This window comes from Bradyrhizobium sp. SZCCHNS1050, assembly GCF_032484785.1.
Classification (GTDB): Bacteria; Pseudomonadota; Alphaproteobacteria; order Rhizobiales; family Xanthobacteraceae; genus Bradyrhizobium.
The window spans coordinates 1,174,493-1,194,425 of the sequence record NZ_JAUETR010000002.1 but is presented as its reverse complement, the minus strand read 5'-3'; the positions used below and the strand labels follow the sequence as shown (position 1 = coordinate 1,194,425).

The 19,933-nt window shown below is 65.4% G+C and carries 17 protein-coding genes; 14 read left to right on the top strand and 3 right to left on the bottom strand.

The genetic code is table 11. The annotated features are described in order from the left end of the window. The first annotated feature begins 2 nt into the window (after positions 1–2). Positions 3–1,388: a nitrilase-related carbon-nitrogen hydrolase gene (locus QX094_RS29895; RefSeq protein ID WP_316188411.1), complete on the top strand. Its 1,386-nt coding sequence runs from the start codon at positions 3–5 to the stop codon at positions 1,386–1,388. 22 nt (positions 1,389–1,410) lie between these two features. Here QX094_RS29895 and QX094_RS29890 read toward each other — a convergent pair whose 3' ends face one another. Continuing rightward, the gene (locus tag QX094_RS29890; protein ID WP_316188410.1) at positions 1,411–2,568 is read right to left on the bottom strand and encodes a DUF2865 domain-containing protein; all 1,158 of its coding nucleotides are present in this window, start codon (positions 2,566–2,568) and stop codon (positions 1,411–1,413) included. Positions 2,569–2,721: 153 nt separating this feature from the next. After that, the gene (locus QX094_RS29885; RefSeq protein ID WP_315714511.1) at positions 2,722–3,030 is read right to left on the bottom strand and encodes a hypothetical protein; all 309 of its coding nucleotides are present in this window, start codon (positions 3,028–3,030) and stop codon (positions 2,722–2,724) included. A 389-nt stretch (positions 3,031–3,419) separates the two neighbouring features. Between QX094_RS29885 and cysS the strand changes: the two genes are divergently transcribed. From cysS to QX094_RS29865, 4 genes are all read left to right on the top strand, one after another. Continuing rightward, on the top strand, positions 3,420–4,829 hold the full coding sequence (gene cysS / locus QX094_RS29880) for a cysteine--tRNA ligase (RefSeq protein WP_316171227.1): 1,410 nt from the start codon (positions 3,420–3,422) through the stop codon (positions 4,827–4,829). A gap of 113 nt (positions 4,830–4,942) precedes the next feature. Beyond that, positions 4,943–5,446, top strand: a complete 504-nt coding sequence (locus QX094_RS29875) for a GNAT family N-acetyltransferase (RefSeq protein ID WP_315714508.1) — start codon at positions 4,943–4,945, stop codon at positions 5,444–5,446. Continuing rightward, the gene (gene cimA / locus QX094_RS29870) at positions 5,443–7,056 is read left to right on the top strand and encodes a citramalate synthase (protein ID WP_315714507.1); all 1,614 of its coding nucleotides are present in this window, start codon (positions 5,443–5,445) and stop codon (positions 7,054–7,056) included. Before QX094_RS29875 ends, cimA begins: the two co-directional genes overlap by 4 nt. A 115-nt stretch (positions 7,057–7,171) precedes the next feature. Then, positions 7,172–7,549: a VOC family protein gene (locus QX094_RS29865; RefSeq protein WP_315714506.1), complete on the top strand. Its 378-nt coding sequence runs from the start codon at positions 7,172–7,174 to the stop codon at positions 7,547–7,549. Positions 7,550–7,553: 4 nt separating this feature from the next. On the opposite strand, the gene QX094_RS29860 is transcribed toward QX094_RS29865, so the two are convergent. Beyond that, positions 7,554–8,156 (bottom strand): TIGR00730 family Rossman fold protein, encoded by a 603-nt coding sequence (locus QX094_RS29860; RefSeq protein WP_315714505.1) that lies wholly within the window; start codon positions 8,154–8,156, stop codon positions 7,554–7,556. Between the two features lie 244 nt (positions 8,157–8,400). On the opposite strand from QX094_RS29860, the gene QX094_RS29855 reads away from it, so the two are divergent. The 9 genes from QX094_RS29855 to QX094_RS29815 all read left to right on the top strand — a co-directional run bounded on the left by QX094_RS29855 (position 8,401) and on the right by QX094_RS29815 (position 19,827). Then, entirely contained in the window at positions 8,401–10,371 is a 1,971-nt protein-coding gene (locus tag QX094_RS29855; protein WP_315714504.1) for an ABC transporter ATP-binding protein/permease, read from the top strand. Positions 10,372–10,464: 93 nt separating this feature from the next. After that, positions 10,465–11,199, top strand: a complete 735-nt coding sequence (locus QX094_RS29850) for a phosphatidylserine decarboxylase (protein WP_315714965.1) — start codon at positions 10,465–10,467, stop codon at positions 11,197–11,199. A gap of 88 nt (positions 11,200–11,287) precedes the next feature. Further along, positions 11,288–12,178: a phosphatidylcholine/phosphatidylserine synthase gene (locus QX094_RS29845; protein WP_315714503.1), complete on the top strand. Its 891-nt coding sequence runs from the start codon at positions 11,288–11,290 to the stop codon at positions 12,176–12,178. A 109-nt stretch (positions 12,179–12,287) separates the two neighbouring features. Next, positions 12,288–13,007: an RraA family protein gene (locus tag QX094_RS29840; protein WP_315714502.1), complete on the top strand. Its 720-nt coding sequence runs from the start codon at positions 12,288–12,290 to the stop codon at positions 13,005–13,007. A gap of 289 nt (positions 13,008–13,296) precedes the next feature. Next, entirely contained in the window at positions 13,297–15,486 is a 2,190-nt protein-coding gene (locus QX094_RS29835) for a hybrid sensor histidine kinase/response regulator (RefSeq protein WP_316173965.1), read from the top strand. Further along, positions 15,483–15,845 (top strand): Hpt domain-containing protein, encoded by a 363-nt coding sequence (locus QX094_RS29830; RefSeq protein WP_316173963.1) that lies wholly within the window; start codon positions 15,483–15,485, stop codon positions 15,843–15,845. Before QX094_RS29835 ends, QX094_RS29830 begins: the two co-directional genes overlap by 4 nt. A gap of 163 nt (positions 15,846–16,008) precedes the next feature. Continuing rightward, positions 16,009–16,782 carry a motility protein A gene (locus QX094_RS29825; RefSeq protein ID WP_315714499.1) on the top strand — a complete coding sequence of 258 codons (774 nt, stop codon included), beginning with the start codon at positions 16,009–16,011 and terminating at the stop codon, positions 16,780–16,782. A gap of 36 nt (positions 16,783–16,818) precedes the next feature. Further along, positions 16,819–17,649: a flagellar motor protein MotB gene (locus tag QX094_RS29820; protein ID WP_315714498.1), complete on the top strand. Its 831-nt coding sequence runs from the start codon at positions 16,819–16,821 to the stop codon at positions 17,647–17,649. A 279-nt stretch (positions 17,650–17,928) separates the two neighbouring features. Then, positions 17,929–19,827 (top strand): potassium transporter Kup, encoded by a 1,899-nt coding sequence (locus QX094_RS29815; protein ID WP_316171287.1) that lies wholly within the window; start codon positions 17,929–17,931, stop codon positions 19,825–19,827. Positions 19,828–19,933: the final 106 nt, after the last annotated feature.

Genomic DNA, 19,933 nt, shown 5'->3' with positions numbered 1-19,933 from the left:
CGATGGCCGCCGACATCTTCAGGATCACGCTGGCCCAGCTCAACCCGACGGTCGGCGACATCGCAGGAAATGCCGCGAAGGCGCGCGAGGCACGGGCGAGGGCGGCGGCCGACGGCGCTGATCTCGTGGTGCTGCCGGAGCTATTCCTGGCGGGGCATCCATGCCAGGATCTGGTGCTGAAGCCGGCATTTCAGGCCGCGTGCCGGGCCGCGATCGGGGCTCTCGCGCGCGAGACCGCCGATGGCGGGCCGGCGGTGCTGATCGGCACGCCCTGGATCGACGACGGCAAGCTCTACAATGCCTGCGTGCTGCTCGACACCGGCCGCATCGCCGCGACGCGCTTCAAGGCCAACCTGGCCGATGGTGATCAGAAGCGCGTGTTCATGCGCGGCCCGGCGGCCGGCCCGCTCAGCGTGCGGGGCGTCCGCATCGGCGTCGCGATCGGCGAAGACATCTCGCCCGAAGAATCCTCGAACGACGAAAACGTCATCGAGACGCTGGCGGAAACCGGGGCCGAACTCATCGTCGTGCCGAGCCGCTCATGCTACCTGCGCAGCGGCGGCGACCGGCGCCTGTCGGCCGCGGTCGCCCGCGTCACCGAAAGCGATCTGCCGCTCGTCTGGCTCAACCAGGTCGGCGGTCAGGACGGCAAGGTGTTCGACGGCGCATCGTTCGCGCTGAACGCCGATCTCTCGGTGGCCGCGCAGCTTCCGGGCTTCGCCGCTGAGGTCACGACCTTGGCATGGAGCAGGGGAGACGGCTGGCAGTGTCGGGGACCGGTCACCACGCCGAGCGAGGGCGACGAGGCGGACTACGCGGCCCGCGTGCTCGGCCTGCGCGACCACGTCGAGAAGCATGGCTTCACCGGGATCGTGCTGGCTCTGACCGGAGGCATCGAATCCGCGCTGTCATTGGCGATGGCCGTCGATGCGCTCGGAGCTGCGAGGGTGCGCGGTGTGGTGCTGTCCGGGCCGGACATGCCGCAGGAATCGCCGGCTATTGCAGTCGCGGCGCGGTTCGGCGTCACCGCCGAGACGTTGCCGATCGCACCGGCAGTGGCAGGCTTCGAAACGGTTCTCCCCGGGCCGCTGGCGGGCGACGCCCGTCACGCTCTCCTGGCGCGCGTGCGCGGCTCGCTGCTGCTGGCCTTGGCGAGCCTCTCCGGTGCGCTCGCGGTCGTGCCTCGCAAGACGTCGGACCTGCATGGCTGCGAGATCGGTGACGCGACTGGCGGTGCCACTCTCGTCGACGGCGTGTCCCCGGCCGAGATCGTTCGTCTCGCAGCGCTGCGCAATCGTTGGAAGCCCGTGAACGCGCTGGGACCGTCGGGCGACGTCATGTCGCCCGATCTAGCTGGCCGTGCGTTCTCGGATGCGTTCGAAGGATGATCCGATGGCCCGGCGATCTCGCTCAACGCGCGGGAATGAAGGTCGGTCCCACCGTGCGGATCTGCTTGTCGCCACCGGCGCCCGTCGTGGTGTCCGCGGTCGCGGGCGCTGCGGCATCGGCCGGCGTGGCGCCTTTGCGGGCGGCGTTCGCCGGCGGCTTGCCGGTCTGGCGCTGCTGCATCCGCTTGGCGCTCTCCTCGGTGACGATGATGTCGCCCTGCTCGGCGGCTGTGGCCCGGTCGTCGATCGATTTCAGCGCATCGGCCCAGGTTTGGCCGGGCGCCTTGCAGGAACAGCTCGGGTTGAACTCGGTGCGATACTTGAAGGCGTTCGGCAGCGCGGTGTAGGGCTGGCCATTGACCGAGACCGCCTGGTTCATGTCCTCGCCGGGATTGCGATAGGTGAACAGCGTCGCGTCGGCGGCGGGGCATTGCGCCTTGCAGGCGCGCTCGTCGTCGGCGAAGCGGCCGGGAACGGTGGCAAACGAGATCGGGAAATAGGCGCCGTCGCAGCTACGCACGCACACGGTCCGGTAGGTGCCCTGCGGCGCCGCGAGATCGGCGCTCGGCGGCGGCAGCGATGCGGCGGGATTGCTGTCGGCACCGCCGCCGAACAGGCTGGTCAGGAAGTTGCCGCCGCCGCCGCCGCGATTGGCGTTAGCGTACTGCTGATATTGCGGGCCGCAATTGTTCTGGCCGAGGGCTGCCAGCACCGAGCGGCGCTGGTTGTCGCGCTCGCCGCCGAACCCGCCGCCACGGAGCCGCTCCAGGCTGCTCATGATCTGGTCCAGGTTGGACCGCATCTGCTGGATCTGGTTGTTCACCGGGGCGCATTCGGCCGAGCGGCCGTTGAAGATCGAGAAGAAGCCCGGGCTGTCGCAGCCCATGCGCTTGGCCTGCATGCTGACGCGGTCGAGCTCGCCTTGCTGCTTGGCGGCAGCATCCTGATAGCGCCGGATCTGGTCCTCACGCGCGGGATCGCCGCCACCGCGATCGATCGAGGCGAGCTGCGCCTCCAGGCGCGGACAGATCGGATTGACGCCGGCCTGCGGTCCGGGCGGGCCCGGCGGCATCTGCGCATAGGATTCGGAGCTGGATTGCGCCAGGGCGTGCGAGCCGGTCAGGGTCAGTCCGAGCAGCGCAGACACGGCCAGCAGGCGCGGAGACAGGGATGCGATCAAGATGCGGTATTCCGGTCCATGGGTGCAGCCGCGGGACTAGCACAGAATTCGGAAAAATCGCGGCAGCGGCGGGCATGCCATAGCCGCTTTGTCGGGCATCGTCACGTCGTTTCCAGGGCGCCGGGGTGGCGGGAACCGCCGTTCCCGGCCGTCTCAGCGCTGGCAGGTGATCGCGACAAAGTCGCTGCAGCCGCCACGGGCGCAGTTTGCGCCGGCTTTCGGCACCGATCCGGTGATTTCATCGGGGTCGACGCGGCGATAGGAGGAGGCCTGTGCAAAATCCCGTGATTGGCAGTACGACCGCGCGGCCGAGGCGCCGCATCGGTCGCCCTTGGCGAGGCACTGGTCGACGCCGTAGCCGTCGGCTTCGTTGGCGATGATGAAGATGCGGCTCTCCGCCGTGGCGGTGGTCGCGGCGGCGAGGAGAACACAGCAGGCGAGCAGCGCCGGGGAGATTCGCATGGTGCACCGGTGGGTGTAGGAGACAACTCATGGTTAGGCCCAAAAGCTTAAAAATGATTAACCATGAGGCGGGGCGCGAGCATTTGGGCAGTGAAAACGGCCGTTTTGCGGCTCTTGACGGAGACAGTCTGCTGCAGCATGGTGAGTTTCATGAACGGTTTCCTCGCCATCTGCTGCATTTGCCGCGAGATTACGCGCTAGCGATTCGCTGGCTGAGGCCGTCTTTTCTCAACAGAGATGATCAGGACGCCCGGCCGGCAGGTCGGAAGTGTGATTCGTGCCGTGGCGGCCCGCTCGCGGGCGGTCGTGCGGCGTAGGACACCCGTTTCGCTTCGTCATGGACTGTCGGTCCGGCGGGGCGGTGAGCACAGGGCATTCGGGGACGGACCATGGACTTGCGTTTGTACGACACCGCGTCGCGGGAGAAGCGCCCCTTCGTGCCGCTCGATCCCAACAATGTCCGCATGTATGTCTGCGGACCGACGGTCTACGACTTCGCCCATATCGGCAATGCGCGGCCCGTGATCGTCTTCGACGTGCTGTTCCGGCTGCTGCGGCATCTCTATGGCAAGGATCACGTCACTTATGTCCGCAACATCACGGACGTCGACGACAAGATCAACGCCCGCGCCGCGCGCGACTTTCCCGGGCTGCCGCTGAACGAGGCGATCCGGAAGGTGACGGAGCTGACGGCCAATCAGTTCCGCAGCGACGCGGCTGCGCTCGGCAGCCTGCCGCCGACCTTCGAGCCACGCGCCACCGAGTTCGTGCTGCCGCGCCCTGATGGCAAGGCGGATATGGTGAGCCTGATCAAGCAACTGATCGCGCGTGGCCACGCCTATGAGGCGGGCGGCGAGGTGTTGTTCGACACCCGGTCGATGCCGGACTACGGCGCGCTGTCGGGCCGCAGGCTCGACGAGCAACTCGCCGGCGCGCGCGTGGCCGTCGATGCGCACAAGAAGAATCCTGCCGACTTCGTGCTGTGGAAGCAGTCGTCGGAGGACGAGCCGGGCTGGGACAGCCCGTGGGGCCGCGGCCGGCCGGGCTGGCACATCGAGTGCTCGGCGATGAGCGCAGCCTATCTCGGCGAGGTCTTCGACATCCATGGCGGCGGACTCGATCTGATCTTCCCGCATCATGAGAACGAGATCGCGCAGTCGCGCTGCGCGCACGGCACGTCGGTGATGGCGAACTACTGGCTGCACAATGAGTTCGTCCAGGTCGAGGGCGCGAAGATGTCGAAGAGCCTCGGCAATTTCGTCACCATCCGCGACCTGCTGGCGGACTGGCCTGGCGAGGTGCTGCGCCTCAACATGCTCAAGATGCATTATCGCTCGCCGGCCGATTGGACCGTCAAGGGCCTGGAGGAGAGCGCGAAGACGCTCGACGACTGGTATCGCGTCGTGGCCGATGCGCCGGGTGAGCAGCCGGGGCCCGAGATCATCGCCGCCCTCGTCGACGACCTCAACACGCCGCTGATGATCGCAGAGCTGCACGCGTTGCGGAGCCGTGCGGCGTCCGGCGGCGAGACGGACCGCGCGGCCTTTGCCGGCTCGCTCCGCTTTGCGGGCTTCCTGTCGGACACAGTCGCGCGATGGGAAGCGCGAAAGCAGCAGGCCAAAGGCGTCGACGCCGCCAAGGTCGAAAGCCTGATCGCCGAGCGTACCGCGGCCCGGGCGCGCAAGGACTTCAAGGAGTCCGATCGCCTCCGCGACGCACTCGCCGCGATGGGTATCGTATTGAAGGACGGCAAGGGCGCCGACGGCAAGCCGGTCACGACCTGGGAGATTGCGCGATGAGCAAGCCCGACACGCCGTTTCCGCGGCACTGGCTGTACTACATCCTGCTCAAGCTGGTGCTGATCGCGGGCGCAGTGGCGCTGGTCACGAAACTCTACGGCATGTGGTGACGCATGGGACAGGCTCTCCCGAGGCCCGCGCTGCGGCCGTTTCTTCCCGCTGATGCGCCGGTGCTGGCCGCGATCTTCGTCGCCAGCATCCAGCAATTGACCGGTGATGACTACAGCGAGGAGCAGCAGGAGGCCTGGGCGTCCGCTGCTGAGGATGAGACGGGTTTTGGCAAGAGGCTGGCATCCGAGCTCACCTTGATTGCGACCCTGCAGGGCTCGCCGGTCGGCTTCGCCGCGCTGAAGGGCAACGATCACATCGACATGCTCTATGTCCATCCGAATGCGGCCGGGCAGGGCGTCGGCGCCCTGCTGTGCGACGCGCTGGAAAAGCTGGCGGGCGCGCGCGGCACGACCGGTCTGTCGGTCGACGCCAGCGACACGGCGGTCGAATTCTTCCGCAAGCGCGGCTACGTCGCGCAGCAGCGCAATAGCGTCTCCATCAATGGCGAGTGGCTCGCCAACACTACGATGAAGAAGACGCTCGGCTCCGGGGGAGCGCAGGCATGAGCAGGGCAGGCACAAGCAGGGAACGGCTTTATCTGTTCGACACCACCCTGCGCGATGGCGCGCAGACCAACGGTGTCGATTTCACGCTGGCCGACAAGCAGGCGATCGCGCGCATGCTCGACGATCTCGGCATCGACTATGTCGAGGGCGGCTATCCCGGCGCCAACCCGCTCGACACCGAGTTCTTCGCCGCCAAGCCCAAGCTCGGCCATGCCCGCTTCACCGCCTTCGGGATGACGCGCCGGGCGGGACGCTCGGTGTCCAACGATCCGGGCGTGGCGGCGCTGCTGGAGGCCGAGGCGGACGCGATCTGCTTCGTCGCGAAGTCATCCGCCTACCAGGTCCGCGTCGCGCTGGAGACCACCAACGAGGAGAATCTCGCCTCGATCCGCGACAGCGTGACCGCCGCGAAGGCTGCGGGGCGCGAGGTGATGCTCGACTGCGAGCATTTCTTCGACGGCTACAAGGAGAATGCGGAGTTCGCGCTGGCCTGCACCCGCGCGGCCTATGAGGCCGGCGCGCGCTGGGTCGTGCTGTGCGACACCAATGGCGGCACCATGCCGCACGAGATCGAGGTGATCGTCGGCGAGGTCGCCAAGCATGTGCCGGGCGATCATCTCGGCATCCACGCCCATAACGATACCGAGCAGGCGGTGGCGAACTCGCTTGCCGCGGTCCGCGCTGGCGTGCGGCAGATCCAGGGCACCTTGAACGGACTCGGCGAGCGCTGCGGCAATGCCAATCTGTGCTCACTGATCCCGACCTTGAAGCTGAAGACGGAGTTCTCGGATCGGTTCGAGATCGCCGTATCGGACCGGCAGCTCGCCGGCCTGATGAAGGTCTCGCGCACGCTCGACGACATGCTGAACCGTGCGCCGAACCGGCACGCGCCTTATGTCGGCGAGAGCGCCTTCGTCACCAAGACCGGTATTCATGCGTCGGCCGTGCTGAAGGATCCGCAGACCTATGAGCACGTCCTGCCCGAGCGCGTCGGCAATCATCGCAAGGTGCTGGTCTCCGACCAGGCCGGACGATCCAACGTCATTGCGGCGCTGGAGCGTGGCGGCATTCCCTTCAGCAAGAGCGATCCTAAGCTGACGCGCCTCGTCGAGGAACTGAAGGAGCGCGAGGCCGCGGGCTACGCCTACGAGTCCGCCGACGCCTCGTTCGAGTTGCTGGCGCGGCGTACGCTGGGCTCGGTGCCGGAGTATTTCCGGGTCGAGCAGTTCGACGTCAATGTCGAGCAGCGCTACAACGCGCTCGGTGAACGCGTCACGGTGGCGCTGGCCGTGGTCAAGGTGGACGTCGCTGGCGAGCGGCTGATCTCGGCGGCGGAAGGCAACGGCCCGGTCAATGCGCTCGACGTCGCCTTGCGCAAGGATCTCGGCAAGTACCAGGGCTTCATCGACGGCCTCAAGCTGATCGACTACCGCGTCCGTATCCTCAATGGCGGCACCGAGGCGGTCACGCGCGTGCTGATCGAGAGCGAGGACGAAAAGGGGGAGCGCTGGACCACGGTCGGCGTGTCACCCAACATCATCGACGCCTCGTTCCAGGCGCTGATGGACTCGGTATTCTACAAGCTGGTGAAGTCCGGCGCGAAAGGGTGAGATGATGCATCCGTCATTGCGAGCGAAGCGAAGCAATCCGGGGCTGAATGCGCGATTCTGGATTGCTTCGTCGCTTCGCTCCTCGCATTGACCTGGAGAGGCCAGGAGCAAACGCATGATCGACCACGTCTCCGTCGGTGTCAGCGATCTCGTCCGCAGCGCGCGGTTCTATGAGCGTGCGCTGGCGCCGCTCGGGCTGACGCGGCTGATCGAGCGCCCCACGACCATCGGCTTCGGCAAGGCCTATCCGGAATTCTGGATCAATCTACGCCCCGCCATGGCGCGCGTGCCGGCCGACACCGGCTCTCATGTGGGCCTGCGAGCCAGGAGCATGGCGGAGGTCGATGCGTTTCACGCGGCAGCGTTGGAGGCGGGCGGAGTTTCCGACGGTGCGCCAGGACTGCGACCGCATGATCGCGTGCGCTATTATGCGGCCTTTGTGCTTGATCCCGATGGCAACCGGATCGAGGCGGTCACATTCCCGAGCGAGTAGGGGCTCAGAGCCGTTTGGCGATCTCAGGCGCCATCTCGGTATCTTCCTTGGCGACGCGGGCGGCGGCCTCGCGCAGGCGCGGCAGGATGTCCTCAACGCGTTCGGCCTTGAGCAGCTCGATCTGGAAACCGGGGCGGATGAACTCGGTCTCGCGCATGTGCGCGAGCAGCCCGAACAGCGGCTCCCAGAAGCCGTCGATATTGGCCATCAGCACGGGCTTGGCGTGGCGTCCGAGCTGCTTCCAGGTCAGCTGCTCGACGAGCTCCTCGAGCGTGCCGATGCCGCCGGGCAGCGCCACGAACGCGTCGGAGTGCTCGAACATCAGCCGTTTGCGCTCGTGCATGTCGGGCGTGATGATGAGATCCTTGAGCGGCATCATGACTTCCTTCTTCACCAGGAAGTCCGGAATGATGCCGGTGACGTCGCCGCCATGGTCGAGCACGGCCTTGGCAACCGCGCCCATCATGCCGATGGAGCCGCCGCCATAGACGAGCCTGACGCCGTTCTCGGCAAGCGCCTTGCCGAGTGCTTTCGCCGATTCGATGAAGCTGGGATTCGTCCCCGGGCCGGAGCCGCAATAGACGCAAACGGTGCGGATTTCAGTCATTGGAGCGGTGTGACACTGCAGTTGAAAGGCGTCAAGACGAGGGCGGAGGACGTGGATTCGCGGGCTTTCACGGAATGATGCAGGCTGAATGGGTCCATTTGTCCGAAAACAAGTATGCAAATACTGCGCCGCGGCAACGGATTCCGTCGACGTACCGGTGCATCCGGCGCCCGGACACTCTATATGACGCAGGCAACGCCCGGCATCACAACATGCCAAAACACTCGCTGCTCCAGAACGTTTGATGCCGCCCGATTCCTCCTCCGAACCAGCCGCCAACCAGCCTTCGTCCCTCGAGCAGGGAACGCTGGCCGGCACGCTGCGCCACTTGTGGCCCTTCATCTGGCCGAGCGATCGCGCCGACCTGAAGATGCGCGTGCTATGGTCGGTGGTGCTGCTGATCGTGGCCAAGGTCGCGACGCTGGTCCTGCCCTTCACCTTCAAATGGGCGATCGACGCGTTGACCGGCGCCAACACCGCGCCGATCGCGCCCGATAACTGGGCGTTCTGGCTGGTGGCCTCGCCGATCGTCATGACGGCAAGCTACGGCGGGATTCGGGTGCTGATGGCGGTGCTGACGCAGTGGCGCGACGGTATTTTTGCCCGCGTCGCCATGCATGCCGTGCGCAAGCTCGCGACCATCACCTTCGTCCACATGCATGAATTATCGCTGCGCTTTCACCTCGAGCGCAAGACCGGCGGCCTGACCCGCGTGCTCGAGCGCGGCCGCAACGCGATCGAGACCATCGTGCGCATGGTGATCCTGCAGCTGATCCCGACCATCGTCGAGGTCTCGCTGCTGACGGCGGTGCTCCTGTGGCAGTTCGACTGGCGCTACGTTCTGGTCACGCTCACCATGGTCGCGGCCTATCTCTATTACACCTACATTGCGACCGAGTGGCGCATCGAGATCCGGCGCCGCATGAACGACTCGGATACGGATGCCAATACCAAGGCCATCGACTCGCTGCTCAACTACGAGACAGTGAAGTATTTCGGCGCCGAGGCGCGCGAGGCCGAGCGTTATGACCGTTCCATGGAGCGCTACGAGCGGGCCAGCGTGAAGACCTATACCTCGCTCGCGGTGCTCAACGCCGGGCAGGCCGTGATCTTCACGATCGGGCTGACGGTGGCTATGCTGATGTGCGCCCAGGGCGTGCGTCAGGGACGCAACACGGTCGGCGACTTCGTCATGATCAACAGCATGATGATCCAGCTCTACCAGCCGCTGAACTTCATGGGCATGGTCTATCGCGAGATCAAGCAGGCGATCATCGACATCGAGAAGATGTTCGGCGTGCTCACGCGCGATGCCGAGGTGAAAGACGCGGCCGGAGCGACGCCTTTGGTGGTCACCTCTGGCAATGTCCGCTTCGACGACGTCCGCTTCGCCTATGAGCCGGAGCGGCCGATCCTGCAGGGGCTGAGCTTCGAGGTGCCGGCGGGCAAGACGGTCGCGATCGTGGGGCCGTCCGGTGCTGGCAAGTCGACCATCTCGCGGCTGCTGTTTCGGCTCTACGACGTCTCCGGCGGCCGCATCTTGATCGACGGCCAGGACATCCGCGACGTTACCCAGGTGTCGCTGCGCGCCCAGATCGGGATGGTCCCGCAGGATACCGTGCTGTTCAATGACACCATCCGCTACAACATCCGCTACGGACGCTGGGATGCGGACGACGCCGCCGTCGAGGAGGCAGCGAGGCTGGCCCAGATCGACGGTCTGATCCGGATGGCGCCGAAGGGCTACGAGACCCAGGTGGGCGAGCGCGGCCTCAAGCTCTCCGGTGGCGAGAAGCAGCGCGTTGCGATTGCCCGCACCATCCTGAAGGGGCCGCCGATCCTCGTGCTGGACGAGGCGACCTCGGCGCTGGACAGCCATACCGAGCACGAGATCCAGGAGGCGCTCGATGGTGTGTCGCGCAATCGTACCTCGCTCGTGATCGCGCACCGGCTTTCGACCATCGTGGCGGCCGACGAGATCATCGTGCTCGACCGGGGGCGAATTGCCGAGCGCGGCACTCATGCCGAGCTGCTGGCCAAAGGCGGGCTGTATGCCGGCATGTGGAACCGGCAGCGCGAGGCTGAGGAGGCGCGCGAAAAACTGGCGCAGATCGGCGACGATGCGGGGGCGCCGAACCGCAATCCGCCGGATCGGAGCGAGCCGGACGCGGCCGGGCCCGATCGGACCGGACAGGTGGCGAGTGCCGCCGAATGATGCCGCGAACCGCCCTGATCTGAACTCAAGAATGCATTAAGGATTCATTTTGACCTTCGCCGGCCATCGACCTAGTCAAGGCGGCGGTCCGCTCTGAGGTCAGAGCGACAACACTCAACGAAGCAGGCCATGTCGATCAGCAATTCCATCCGCGCTCAGATCCCGCCGATCCACCCGGAAGGTTATCCTTTCATCGGGGGATTTGCCCTCGTCAGCCTGATCCTGTTCTGGATATTCACCCCGCTCGGCTGGATCGGCACGCTGCTCACCGTCTGGTGCGCGCTGTTCTTCCGCGACCCGATCCGGGTCACGCCGCAGCGGGAAGGGCTGGTGGTGGCGCCGGCCGACGGGCGCATCTCCATGATCACGCGCGCCCTGCCGCCGGCCGAGCTCGGCCTCGGCGACCGACCGCTGCTGCGGGTCTCGATCTTCATGAGCGTGTTCAACGTGCATGTGAACCGCAGCCCGGTGGCCGGCCGGATCGAGAAGATCGCCTACCGTCCGGGCGCCTTCATCAATGCCGAGCTCGACAAGGCGAGCGAGGACAACGAGCGCAACTCGCTCGCGATCTCGACGCCGCATGGCCGCATCGGCGTGGTCCAGATCGCAGGCCTCGTGGCGCGCCGGATCGTGTCGTTCGTGCGCGAGGGGCAGACCATTGGGGCTGGCGAGCGCTTCGGCCTGATCCGCTTCGGCTCGCGGCTCGACGTCTATCTCCCCGACGGCACGGAGGTTCTGGTCTCGGAGGGGCAGACGGCCATTGCCGGCGAGACGATCCTGGCCGATTTCGACGTCCCCGTGCCCGGCCTGACGTTCCGGAGCCAGTGAACCGTCGCTGCCCGCTGGTGACCCATTAAGGGGACCTTGAGCTGTGTTCAGGCACAAGGTTCCGGCCCAAACCACACGTGGTGTGATCATGAGCTTCGACGTGAACTCTCCCGAACTGCGCCGCCGCCGTTTCCGCCCGATCCCGGTGCGGCTGCTGGTGCCGAACATGATCACCCTGCTGGCGATCTGCGCCGGCCTGACCGCGATCCGGCTGTCGACCGAGGGACGGATGGAGCTCGCGGTCGGCGCCATCGTCTTTGCCGCCTTCCTGGACGGCATCGATGGCCGCATCGCCCGCATGATCAAGGGCCAGTCGAAGTTCGGCGCCGAGCTCGACAGCCTGGCCGATTTCGTCAATTTCGGCGTGGCGCCGGGCCTGATCCTGTATTTCTGGCAGCTCCATGAGCTGCGCGACGGCGGCTGGATCGCCGCCATGATGTACGCCATCAGCGGCGGCCTGCGGCTGGCGCGCTTCAATGCCAGCATCGACGATCCCAACAAGCCGCCCTTCGCCGCCAATTTCTTCACCGGCGTGCCGGCACCGCTCGGCGCCATCACCGTGCTGCTGCCCGTCTATCTGGCGTTCCTGGACCTGCCGAGGCCGCCGGCGCTGGTGACGGCGTTCTACACCCTGCTGATCGCCTTCCTGATGGTGTCGCGGCTGCCGGTGTTCTCCGGCAAGACCACGCGGATGCGTGTCTCGCCCGAACTCGTGCTGCCGGTGTTCGCCTCGGTGGTGTTCTTCGTGGCGCTGCTGGTGGTCTATCCCTGGCACATCCTGTCGGCCGGATCGATCCTCTACATCTTGAGCCTTCCGTTCGGCTGGCGGCTGTATCGGCACCAGGCGGCGCGGCACGCCGCGGTCCTTGGTGCCGCGGCTGCAGCGTCGCACGCCTCGTCTTCATCCACGACGGCTTTTGCGCCGACCGGCGCGCCAGCGGTGGAGCAGGGGCAGCGGCCGCCGGAACGGCTGCACTGAGCGCAGGGCCCAAGACCCGGCGCGCGCTTTGCCGGCTTGGGCGCCTCAGTTATACCGGATGGCCAAGGACGGCCGCGAATGCCGTCCGCATCATCCGGAGAAAACGCCCGTGACAAGCACTGCCGCCGCGCCCCTCGCTGCTTCCGTCCTCGAGGCGCTCGCGCGCTACGATACGCCGACTATCTGCAACGCGATGGAGATCGTGGCGCCCGAGCGGCGCCTGATCGGCTACACGACCAAGCCGCTGGTGTGTCCGTTCCCCGATCTGCCGCCCATGGTCGGCTACGCGCGGACGGCGACGATCCGGTCCGTCGTCAAATCGGGATTGCCGGCGGAGGAGCAGGCGAGGCGACGCACCGACTACTACGAATATGTCGGCACCGGTCATGGTCCCCGCGTCGTCGTGATCCAGGATATCGACGGCCCCGACATCGGCTACGGCGCATTCTGGGGCGAGGTACAGAGCAACGTCCACAAGGCGCTCGGCTGCCTCGGCGTGATCACCGATGGATCGATCCGCGACATCCCGCAATGGGCTGCCGGCTTCCAGGCACTGGCGGGCTCGATCGGTCCGTCGCATGCGTGGGTGCATGCCGAGAGCTTCGGCGGCGAGGTCCGCGTCGCCGGGATGACCGTGCGCTCGGACGACCTGATCCACTCCGATCGCCATGGTGCGATCGTCATCCCCGCCGACATCGCGGCGAGGCTTCCCGAGGCGGCCGAGTTGTGCGCGCGCCGTGAAACGCCGATCCTGGAGATCGCGCGGTCTGCGGATTTCTCGCTCGAGAAGCTCAAGGCCGCCTTGAAGCGGTCGGCGGAGATTCATTGAGCGTCGCTTCACTCCGGTCCCAATGGGCGAGCCGTACCGCGCGGCGGTGCGGCCCGCCGGCCTTGCGCTGGGCGCTCGCCGAACTGCGACGCTGCAACCGCATCCGGATGACTACGGGGTGGCGGCTGACCCTCCGCCGAAAATATCGCACACGGTGACGAATTACCCGCAAACAGGCCGGAATTCGCCGAAGGTTAAGCGGCCGTCGCTCGTTGAGAAGATTTTATCCATCAAGCTTTACCTGATGGCTAGCCTGTCCCGATAGGCATGTCGCCCGAGGGCGAAGGACATGCGCAGGCTGATATCGAAATCCGGGCCGTTGTTCGGGCGGCTCGACCGGACCGTCGACAAGATGGTTCGGCTGATCGGACATTTCGGCAGCGCCGCGATCGGCCTCTCGGCGATCGCCCTGGTGTGGGCCGGCATCTTCTACACCATCTCTGAAGAGTATACGCGCACCGAGCAGTCGGCGCTTAAGAACGGCGCCAATCTGGCCCGCGCGTTCGAGGAGCAGATCATCCGCTCGATCCGCGCGGCAGATCAGACCTTGCTCTACGTCCGCGACTCCTATGCCAGGGACCCGCACAACTTCGACATGTCGCTATGGTCGAAGAACAGCCAGTTCCTGTCCGACTTCTCGTTTCAGGTCGTCGTGATCGGCAAGGACGGCATCATGCTGTCCAGCAACATCGATCCGAAGATGCGGGGCCTCGACCTGCGCGACCGCGAGCACTTCCGCGTTCATGCCGACGGCAAGGATGATTTTCTCTTCATCAGCAAGCCGATCTTCGGCCGTGTCTCCAACAAATGGTCGATCCAGTTGACCCGCCGCATCATCATGCCGGACGGTTCGTTCGGCGGCGTCGTGGTGGTCTCGCTCGACCCTGAATATCTGTCGAGCTTCTACAATTCGGTCGATCTCGGCAAGAAGGGCAATGTCACACTGCTCGGTCTCGACGGCATCGTGCGCGCACGGGCCTCGGCCGGTCCGGGGGGCGTCGGATCCTCGCTCGCCGGCAGCCCGGTGATGAGCGCCATTCAGCACGGAAGCAGCGGCTTCTACACCTTCAAAAGTCTGATCGACGGCGTCACGCGCATCTACTCGTTCCAGCGCATCAAGGATCTGCCGCTGGTGGTCATCGTCGGTCAGGCCTCCGAGGAGATCTTCAGCGCCTTCAAGCTCAACCGCGATCGTGATCTGCTGGTCGGAGCGTTGCTGACGGTGGTCATCGGCATCATCACGATCCTGATTGCGCGCTATCAGGCGGGGCTTGCCGCCTCGCGTGATGCCGCCGAGGCAGGTACGCGGGCGCGCTCCGAATTCCTGGCGATGATGAGCCATGAGATACGCACGCCGATGAACGGCGTCATCGGCCTTGCCGATCTCTTGCTGTCGGCGGACCTCGCGCCGGAGCAGCGCAAGATCGCGACCACCTTGCGCGAGTCGGCCGACTATCTGTTGCAGCTGCTCAACGACGTCCTCGATTTCTCCAAGCTCGATGCCGATCGTCTGGAGATCGAGCACATCGAGTTCGACCTGCACCGGTCGGTGACGGCGACCGCCGAGCTGCTGGTGTCCCGCGCCAAGGAAAAGGGTCTGCAGCTGACGACCTCGATCGCGCCGGAAGTGCCGAACTACGTGGTCGGCGATCCCGCGCGATTGCGCCAGGTGCTGTTCAACCTGGTCGGCAATGCGCTCAAATTCACCGAATCGGGCGGCGTCCATATCGATGTCCGTGCCGAGAACCTTGCCGGGCCGCACCTGACGCTGGTGTTCTCGATCGCCGATACCGGCGTCGGCATTCCCGCAGACGCCGTCAGCCGGCTGTTCAAGCAGTTCTCGCAGGTCGACAATTCCATCTCGCGCCGCTTTGGCGGCACCGGTCTGGGGCTCGCAATCTGCAAGCGCCTCGTCACCTGCATGGGCGGCGACATCACGGTGCAGAGCAAGGTGGGGGAGGGAAGCACCTTCACCTTCTCGATCCAGGTCCAGACGCAGCCGGACGTCGAGCAGGTGAGCGCGCCCGAGGCGACCATCGTGCCGGTCGGTGAGACGATCGCCGAGGAACGTCCGGGCAGCCTCGAGCCGCTGAAGATCCTCGTTGCCGAGGACAATCTGACCAATCAGTTCGTCATCAAGAAGCTCCTGGACAAGCTCGGTCACCGCTACGACATCGTCGAGAACGGAACCCAGGCGATCGCGGCCGTGCAGAGGCAGGCCTACGATCTCGTGCTGATGGACATGATGATGCCCGAGATGGACGGGCTGACGGCGACGCGGATGATCCGCTCGCTGCCGCCGCCCGCCCAGGACATCTACATTGTTGCCCTGACGGCCAACGCCACCAGCCAGGATCATCTGGCTTGCACGGACGCCGGCATGAACGACTTCGTGACCAAGCCGGTCACGCGCGATCGACTGAATGCCGCTCTGCTTCGCGCGGCCGCTGCTACACACAAGGAAAGGCTTGTCGCATGACCGACTGGGTGCAATTCGACGAATCCGTCTATCAGATCCTGGTCTCCGAGCTCGGCGAAGAGGATGCGCTGGAGGTCCTGCGCACGTTCCTCGACGATACGTCCGGAAAGTTCGGCACGCTTGCGGCCAAGTTCGAGGATCGCCTCGAACTGAGGCGTGAGGCGCATTCGATCAAGAGCTCGTCGGCGACGTTCGGTTTCTCGGCGCTGTCGCGCCTGTCGCGCGAACTCGAGGTGGGATCGGCGACGATGGAGCCGGCGCAGATGCTGGAGATGGTCCACAAGATGCAGCGATCATTCGATCAGTCGGCCGTCTTCGCCGTGGCGAACCTGCTCAAGTCCGGATCCTCAGCCGCTTGAGCGAGTCGGCGTGGTCTGCGGCGCTGCTGTTTACCTTTCATTATGCCTACCGAATTCAGTAACTCGTCCTTAATGGCGGACATCTAGTCTCGTGACATGCGGTCCAGAAGCACCGCGTCGGTCCGGCAGGGTCGTGGTTTGCGTACGCGGGTGGAGTTGACTCATGGATATTATGACGAGTGCGGGGCTCGTGGCTGGCGTGATCGTCATCGCGACGATGATGCTGCTGGGCGGCGATCTCGAGATGTTCGTCAGCGAGCACGCCGCAATCATCATCTTCGGCGGTTCGATCGCAGCCACCATGATTCGCTTCCCGCTGGGCGTCATGCTGCACGGCGTTCCGCTTGGAATGAAGTACGCTTTCACCATGAGCCGCCTGTCGGCCCGCGAACTCGTCGACGAGCTCGCCCGCATTGCCGAGATCGCGCGCAAGCAGGGCCCGGTCGGCCTGGAAAAGGTCGAGACCGACGAGCCGTTCCTCGCCAAGGGAATCCGCTACGTGGCCGACGGCTACGACCTCGAATTCATCCGCGACAATCTCGAGCGTGACCGCGACAATTTCCTGATGCACCTGGACGAAGGCAGCAAGATCTATCGCGCCATCGGCGACTGCGCCCCGGCGTTCGGCATGGTCGGCACGCTGATCGGCATGGTGCAGATGTTCGCCAACATGACCGATCCCTCGAAGCTCGGCCCGTTCATGGCGACCGCGCTGCTCGCGACCCTGTACGGCGCGTTGGTGTCGAACCTGATCTGTCTGCCGATCGCCGACAAGCTGCATGGCAAGCTGCTGGACGAGGAAACCAACCGGACGCTGATCATCGACGGAATTCTGATGATCCGCGACTCCAAGAGCCCCGCCCTGGTCCGCGAAATGCTCCTGGCCTATCTGCCCGAGAAGCATCGCCATGCCGAAGGCGAGCCCGTGCCGGCCTGATCGGCTGCGGCGGGGCGATCCGGGGTGGGGTAGGCAATGGCCAAGAAGAAGAGGGGCGATGCGCATGGCGGCGGTCACGGCTGGTTCGTGACCTTTGCCGACCTGATGGGACTTCTGGTCAGCTTCTTCGTGATGCTGGTCGCGTTCTCGACCATGGACAACAACAAGCTGAAAGTCGTCGCAGGCTCGATGCGCGACGCCTTCGGCGTGCAGTCCGAGTCGCGCTATTCGGGCATCGTGGAATCCGACGGCCTGCCGACCCGGCCGAAGCTCAAGAACGCCGCCCACATCTCGCCGGAGGAGACCGCGCGCGAGCCCAGCCCCGAGCAGGAGGAGCGCCAGCATACCAATGGCGCCAAGCTGAAGATCGATCGCCAGTTCGCGCTGGCGTCTGCCTCGCTGCGTCAGGCGCTGCAGGACATGCCGGAGATGACCGAGATCTCCAAGCACATCATGTTCGAAGAGACCAAGCAGGGGCTCAACCTGGAGATCGTCGACCAGGACGGGCGGTCGATGTTCGCGGATGGCTCGAAGGTGCCCTTCGACCGCACGCGACGCCTGATCGAGAAGCTGGCCGCACCGCTCAAGGCGACACCGCTTCGGGTCCAGATCACCGGGCACACGGCCGCCGGCTTCGTTCCCGCCCGGAGCGATTATGATGGTTTCGACCTGTCGGCGGACCGCGCCAACGCAGTACGCCAGATCCTGGAGCGGGAAGGGTTGCCGGCGAGCCACATCTACGCGGTCTCCGGCAAGGCGGATAGCCAGCCACTGTTCCCGGACGATCCCTCGCTGGCCGCCAACCGCCGCGTGACGATCACCTTGATGCGGGAAGACCCGCCATTGCCGCCCGATCTGAAGCCGTAGCCGGGACGCTTCGCTTCCCGCATCATATTGCCGCACGGGCGACTGCGAACGGCAACGAAGAGCATCAGCAGCCACTTGATTCGCCTGAGGCAGATCCGACATCTGCCTCAGGATGCTTGGGCTAAAGGCACTTGCCGCGATGCGGCATGCGACATCTGTGTCAGCCGTGCCGTTTGGTTGCGGGCTGGGAACATAGGTCTGCTTACGGTAGAGACTTGACCTGCGAACGGTCTACGTTCACACGCGCCGGGCCAAACAGGGAAGATGCGTTCCGAGCACATGACGGCCAGCGCGACATCGACCGAAGGACAGGACACCGCGAGCACGTCGGGGTTTTGGGGGCTGACGCTAGGCAGCATCGGCGTGGTGTTCGGAGACATCGGCACCTCGCCCCTCTACGCCTTTCGCGAGGCCGCGCACGGCGCTGCTCAGGGGCACCCGGTGTCGCGGATCATCGTGCTCGGCGTGCTCTCGCTGATCCTCTGGTCGCTGTTCATCGTGGTGACAGCCAAATACGTCCTGCTGCTGCTCCGCGCCGACAATAACGGCGAGGGCGGAACGCTGTCGCTGATGGCGCTCGGACAGCGGGCTTTGGGTCGGCGCAGCCTGTTCCTGATGTCGCTGGGTGTGATCGGCGCTTCGATGTTCATCGGAGACTCGATGATCACGCCGGCGATCTCGGTGTTGTCGGCGGTCGAAGGCCTCAAGCTCGCCGCGCCTGCGCTCGAGCATTATGTCGTGCCGCTGACCGTGTTCATCCTGGTCGTGCTGTTCGCGGTCCAGAGCAAGGGGACGGCGCGCGTCGCCTCCGCCTTCGGCCCGGTCATGGTCACGTGGTTCACCGCCCTCGCCGTGATGGGGCTGGTCCACATCCGCGACGACCCCTCGGTGCTCGCGGCGATCAATCCCTACTATGCGGTGCAGTTTCTGCTCTCGCACGGCACGATCGGCCTGGTCACCCTGGGCGCGGTGTTCCTCGCGGTCACCGGCGGCGAGGCGCTCTATGCAGATCTCGGTCATTTCGGCCGCAAGCCGATCCAGTCGGCCTGGCTGTTCTTCGTGCTTCCGGCGCTGCTGATCAACTATTTCGGGCAGGGCGCCCTGGTGCTGTCCGATCCGGCCGCGATCGAGAATTCGTTCTACCGGATGGTGCCTGAACTGTTGCTGCTGCCGCTGGTGGTGCTGGCCACCGCCGCGACTGTCATCGCGAGCCAGGCCGTGATCACGGGCGCATATTCGCTGGTCAGCCAGGCGGTCCAGCTCGGTCTGCTGCCGCGTTTCGAGGTGCGCTATACGTCGGAGAGCCATGCCGGCCAGATCTATCTGCCGCGGGTCAACCGGCTGCTGCTGATCGGCGTGCTGCTGCTGGTCCTGCTGTTCCGGACCTCGAGCAATCTCGCCTCCGCCTACGGCATCGCAGTGTCCACCACCATGGTCGCCGACGGCATCATGGGCTTCGTGGTGATCTGGAAGCTGTGGAACTTGCGTGCGGCCGTGGCGGCTGCCGTGATCGCTCCCTTCGTCATCGTCGATATGACCTTCTTCAGCGCCAACCTGCTGAAGCTCCTCGAAGGAGCCTGGGTTCCGCTGCTGTTCGGTGCCGCGATGGTCGTGACGATCTGGACCTGGCGGCGTGGTTCGGCGATCTTGGTGCTCAAGACGCGCAAGATCGAGGTTCCGCTGGATGACCTGATCACCAGCCTGGAGAAGAGGCCTCCTCACATCGTCAAGGGCACGGCGGTGTTTCTCACGAGCGATCCGACCTCGGTGCCGACCGCATTGCTGCACAATCTCAAGCACAACAAGGTGCTGCACGAGCACAACGTGATCCTGACCATCGAGACCGCGCAGACGCCGCGGGTCGATGTCTCGGAGCGCGTGCGCATGGAGAAGATCAGCGAGAAGTTTTCCAAGGTGCGGCTGCGCTTCGGATTCATGGAATCCCCGAACGTGCCGCGCGCGCTCGCGGTGGCGCGCAAGCTCGGCTGGCAGTTCGACATCATGTCCACGTCGTTCTTCGTCTCGCGCCGCTCGTTGAAGCCATCGTCCCAGTCGGGCATGCCGGCCTGGCAGGACCATCTCTTCATTGGTCTGAGCCGGTCGGCCAACGACGCCACGGATTATTTCCAGATTCCCACGGGCCGGGTCGTCGAGGTGGGTACCCAGGTAACGATTTGATCGGTTGGTCTTCCCTGATGTCTCGTGTATGCCTAAATGCATGGCTGAGGCGCATTCCCGACAGGTCCGTCGCAACGCGCTGCCGCTATAAGCCGCGCGCTCTGCC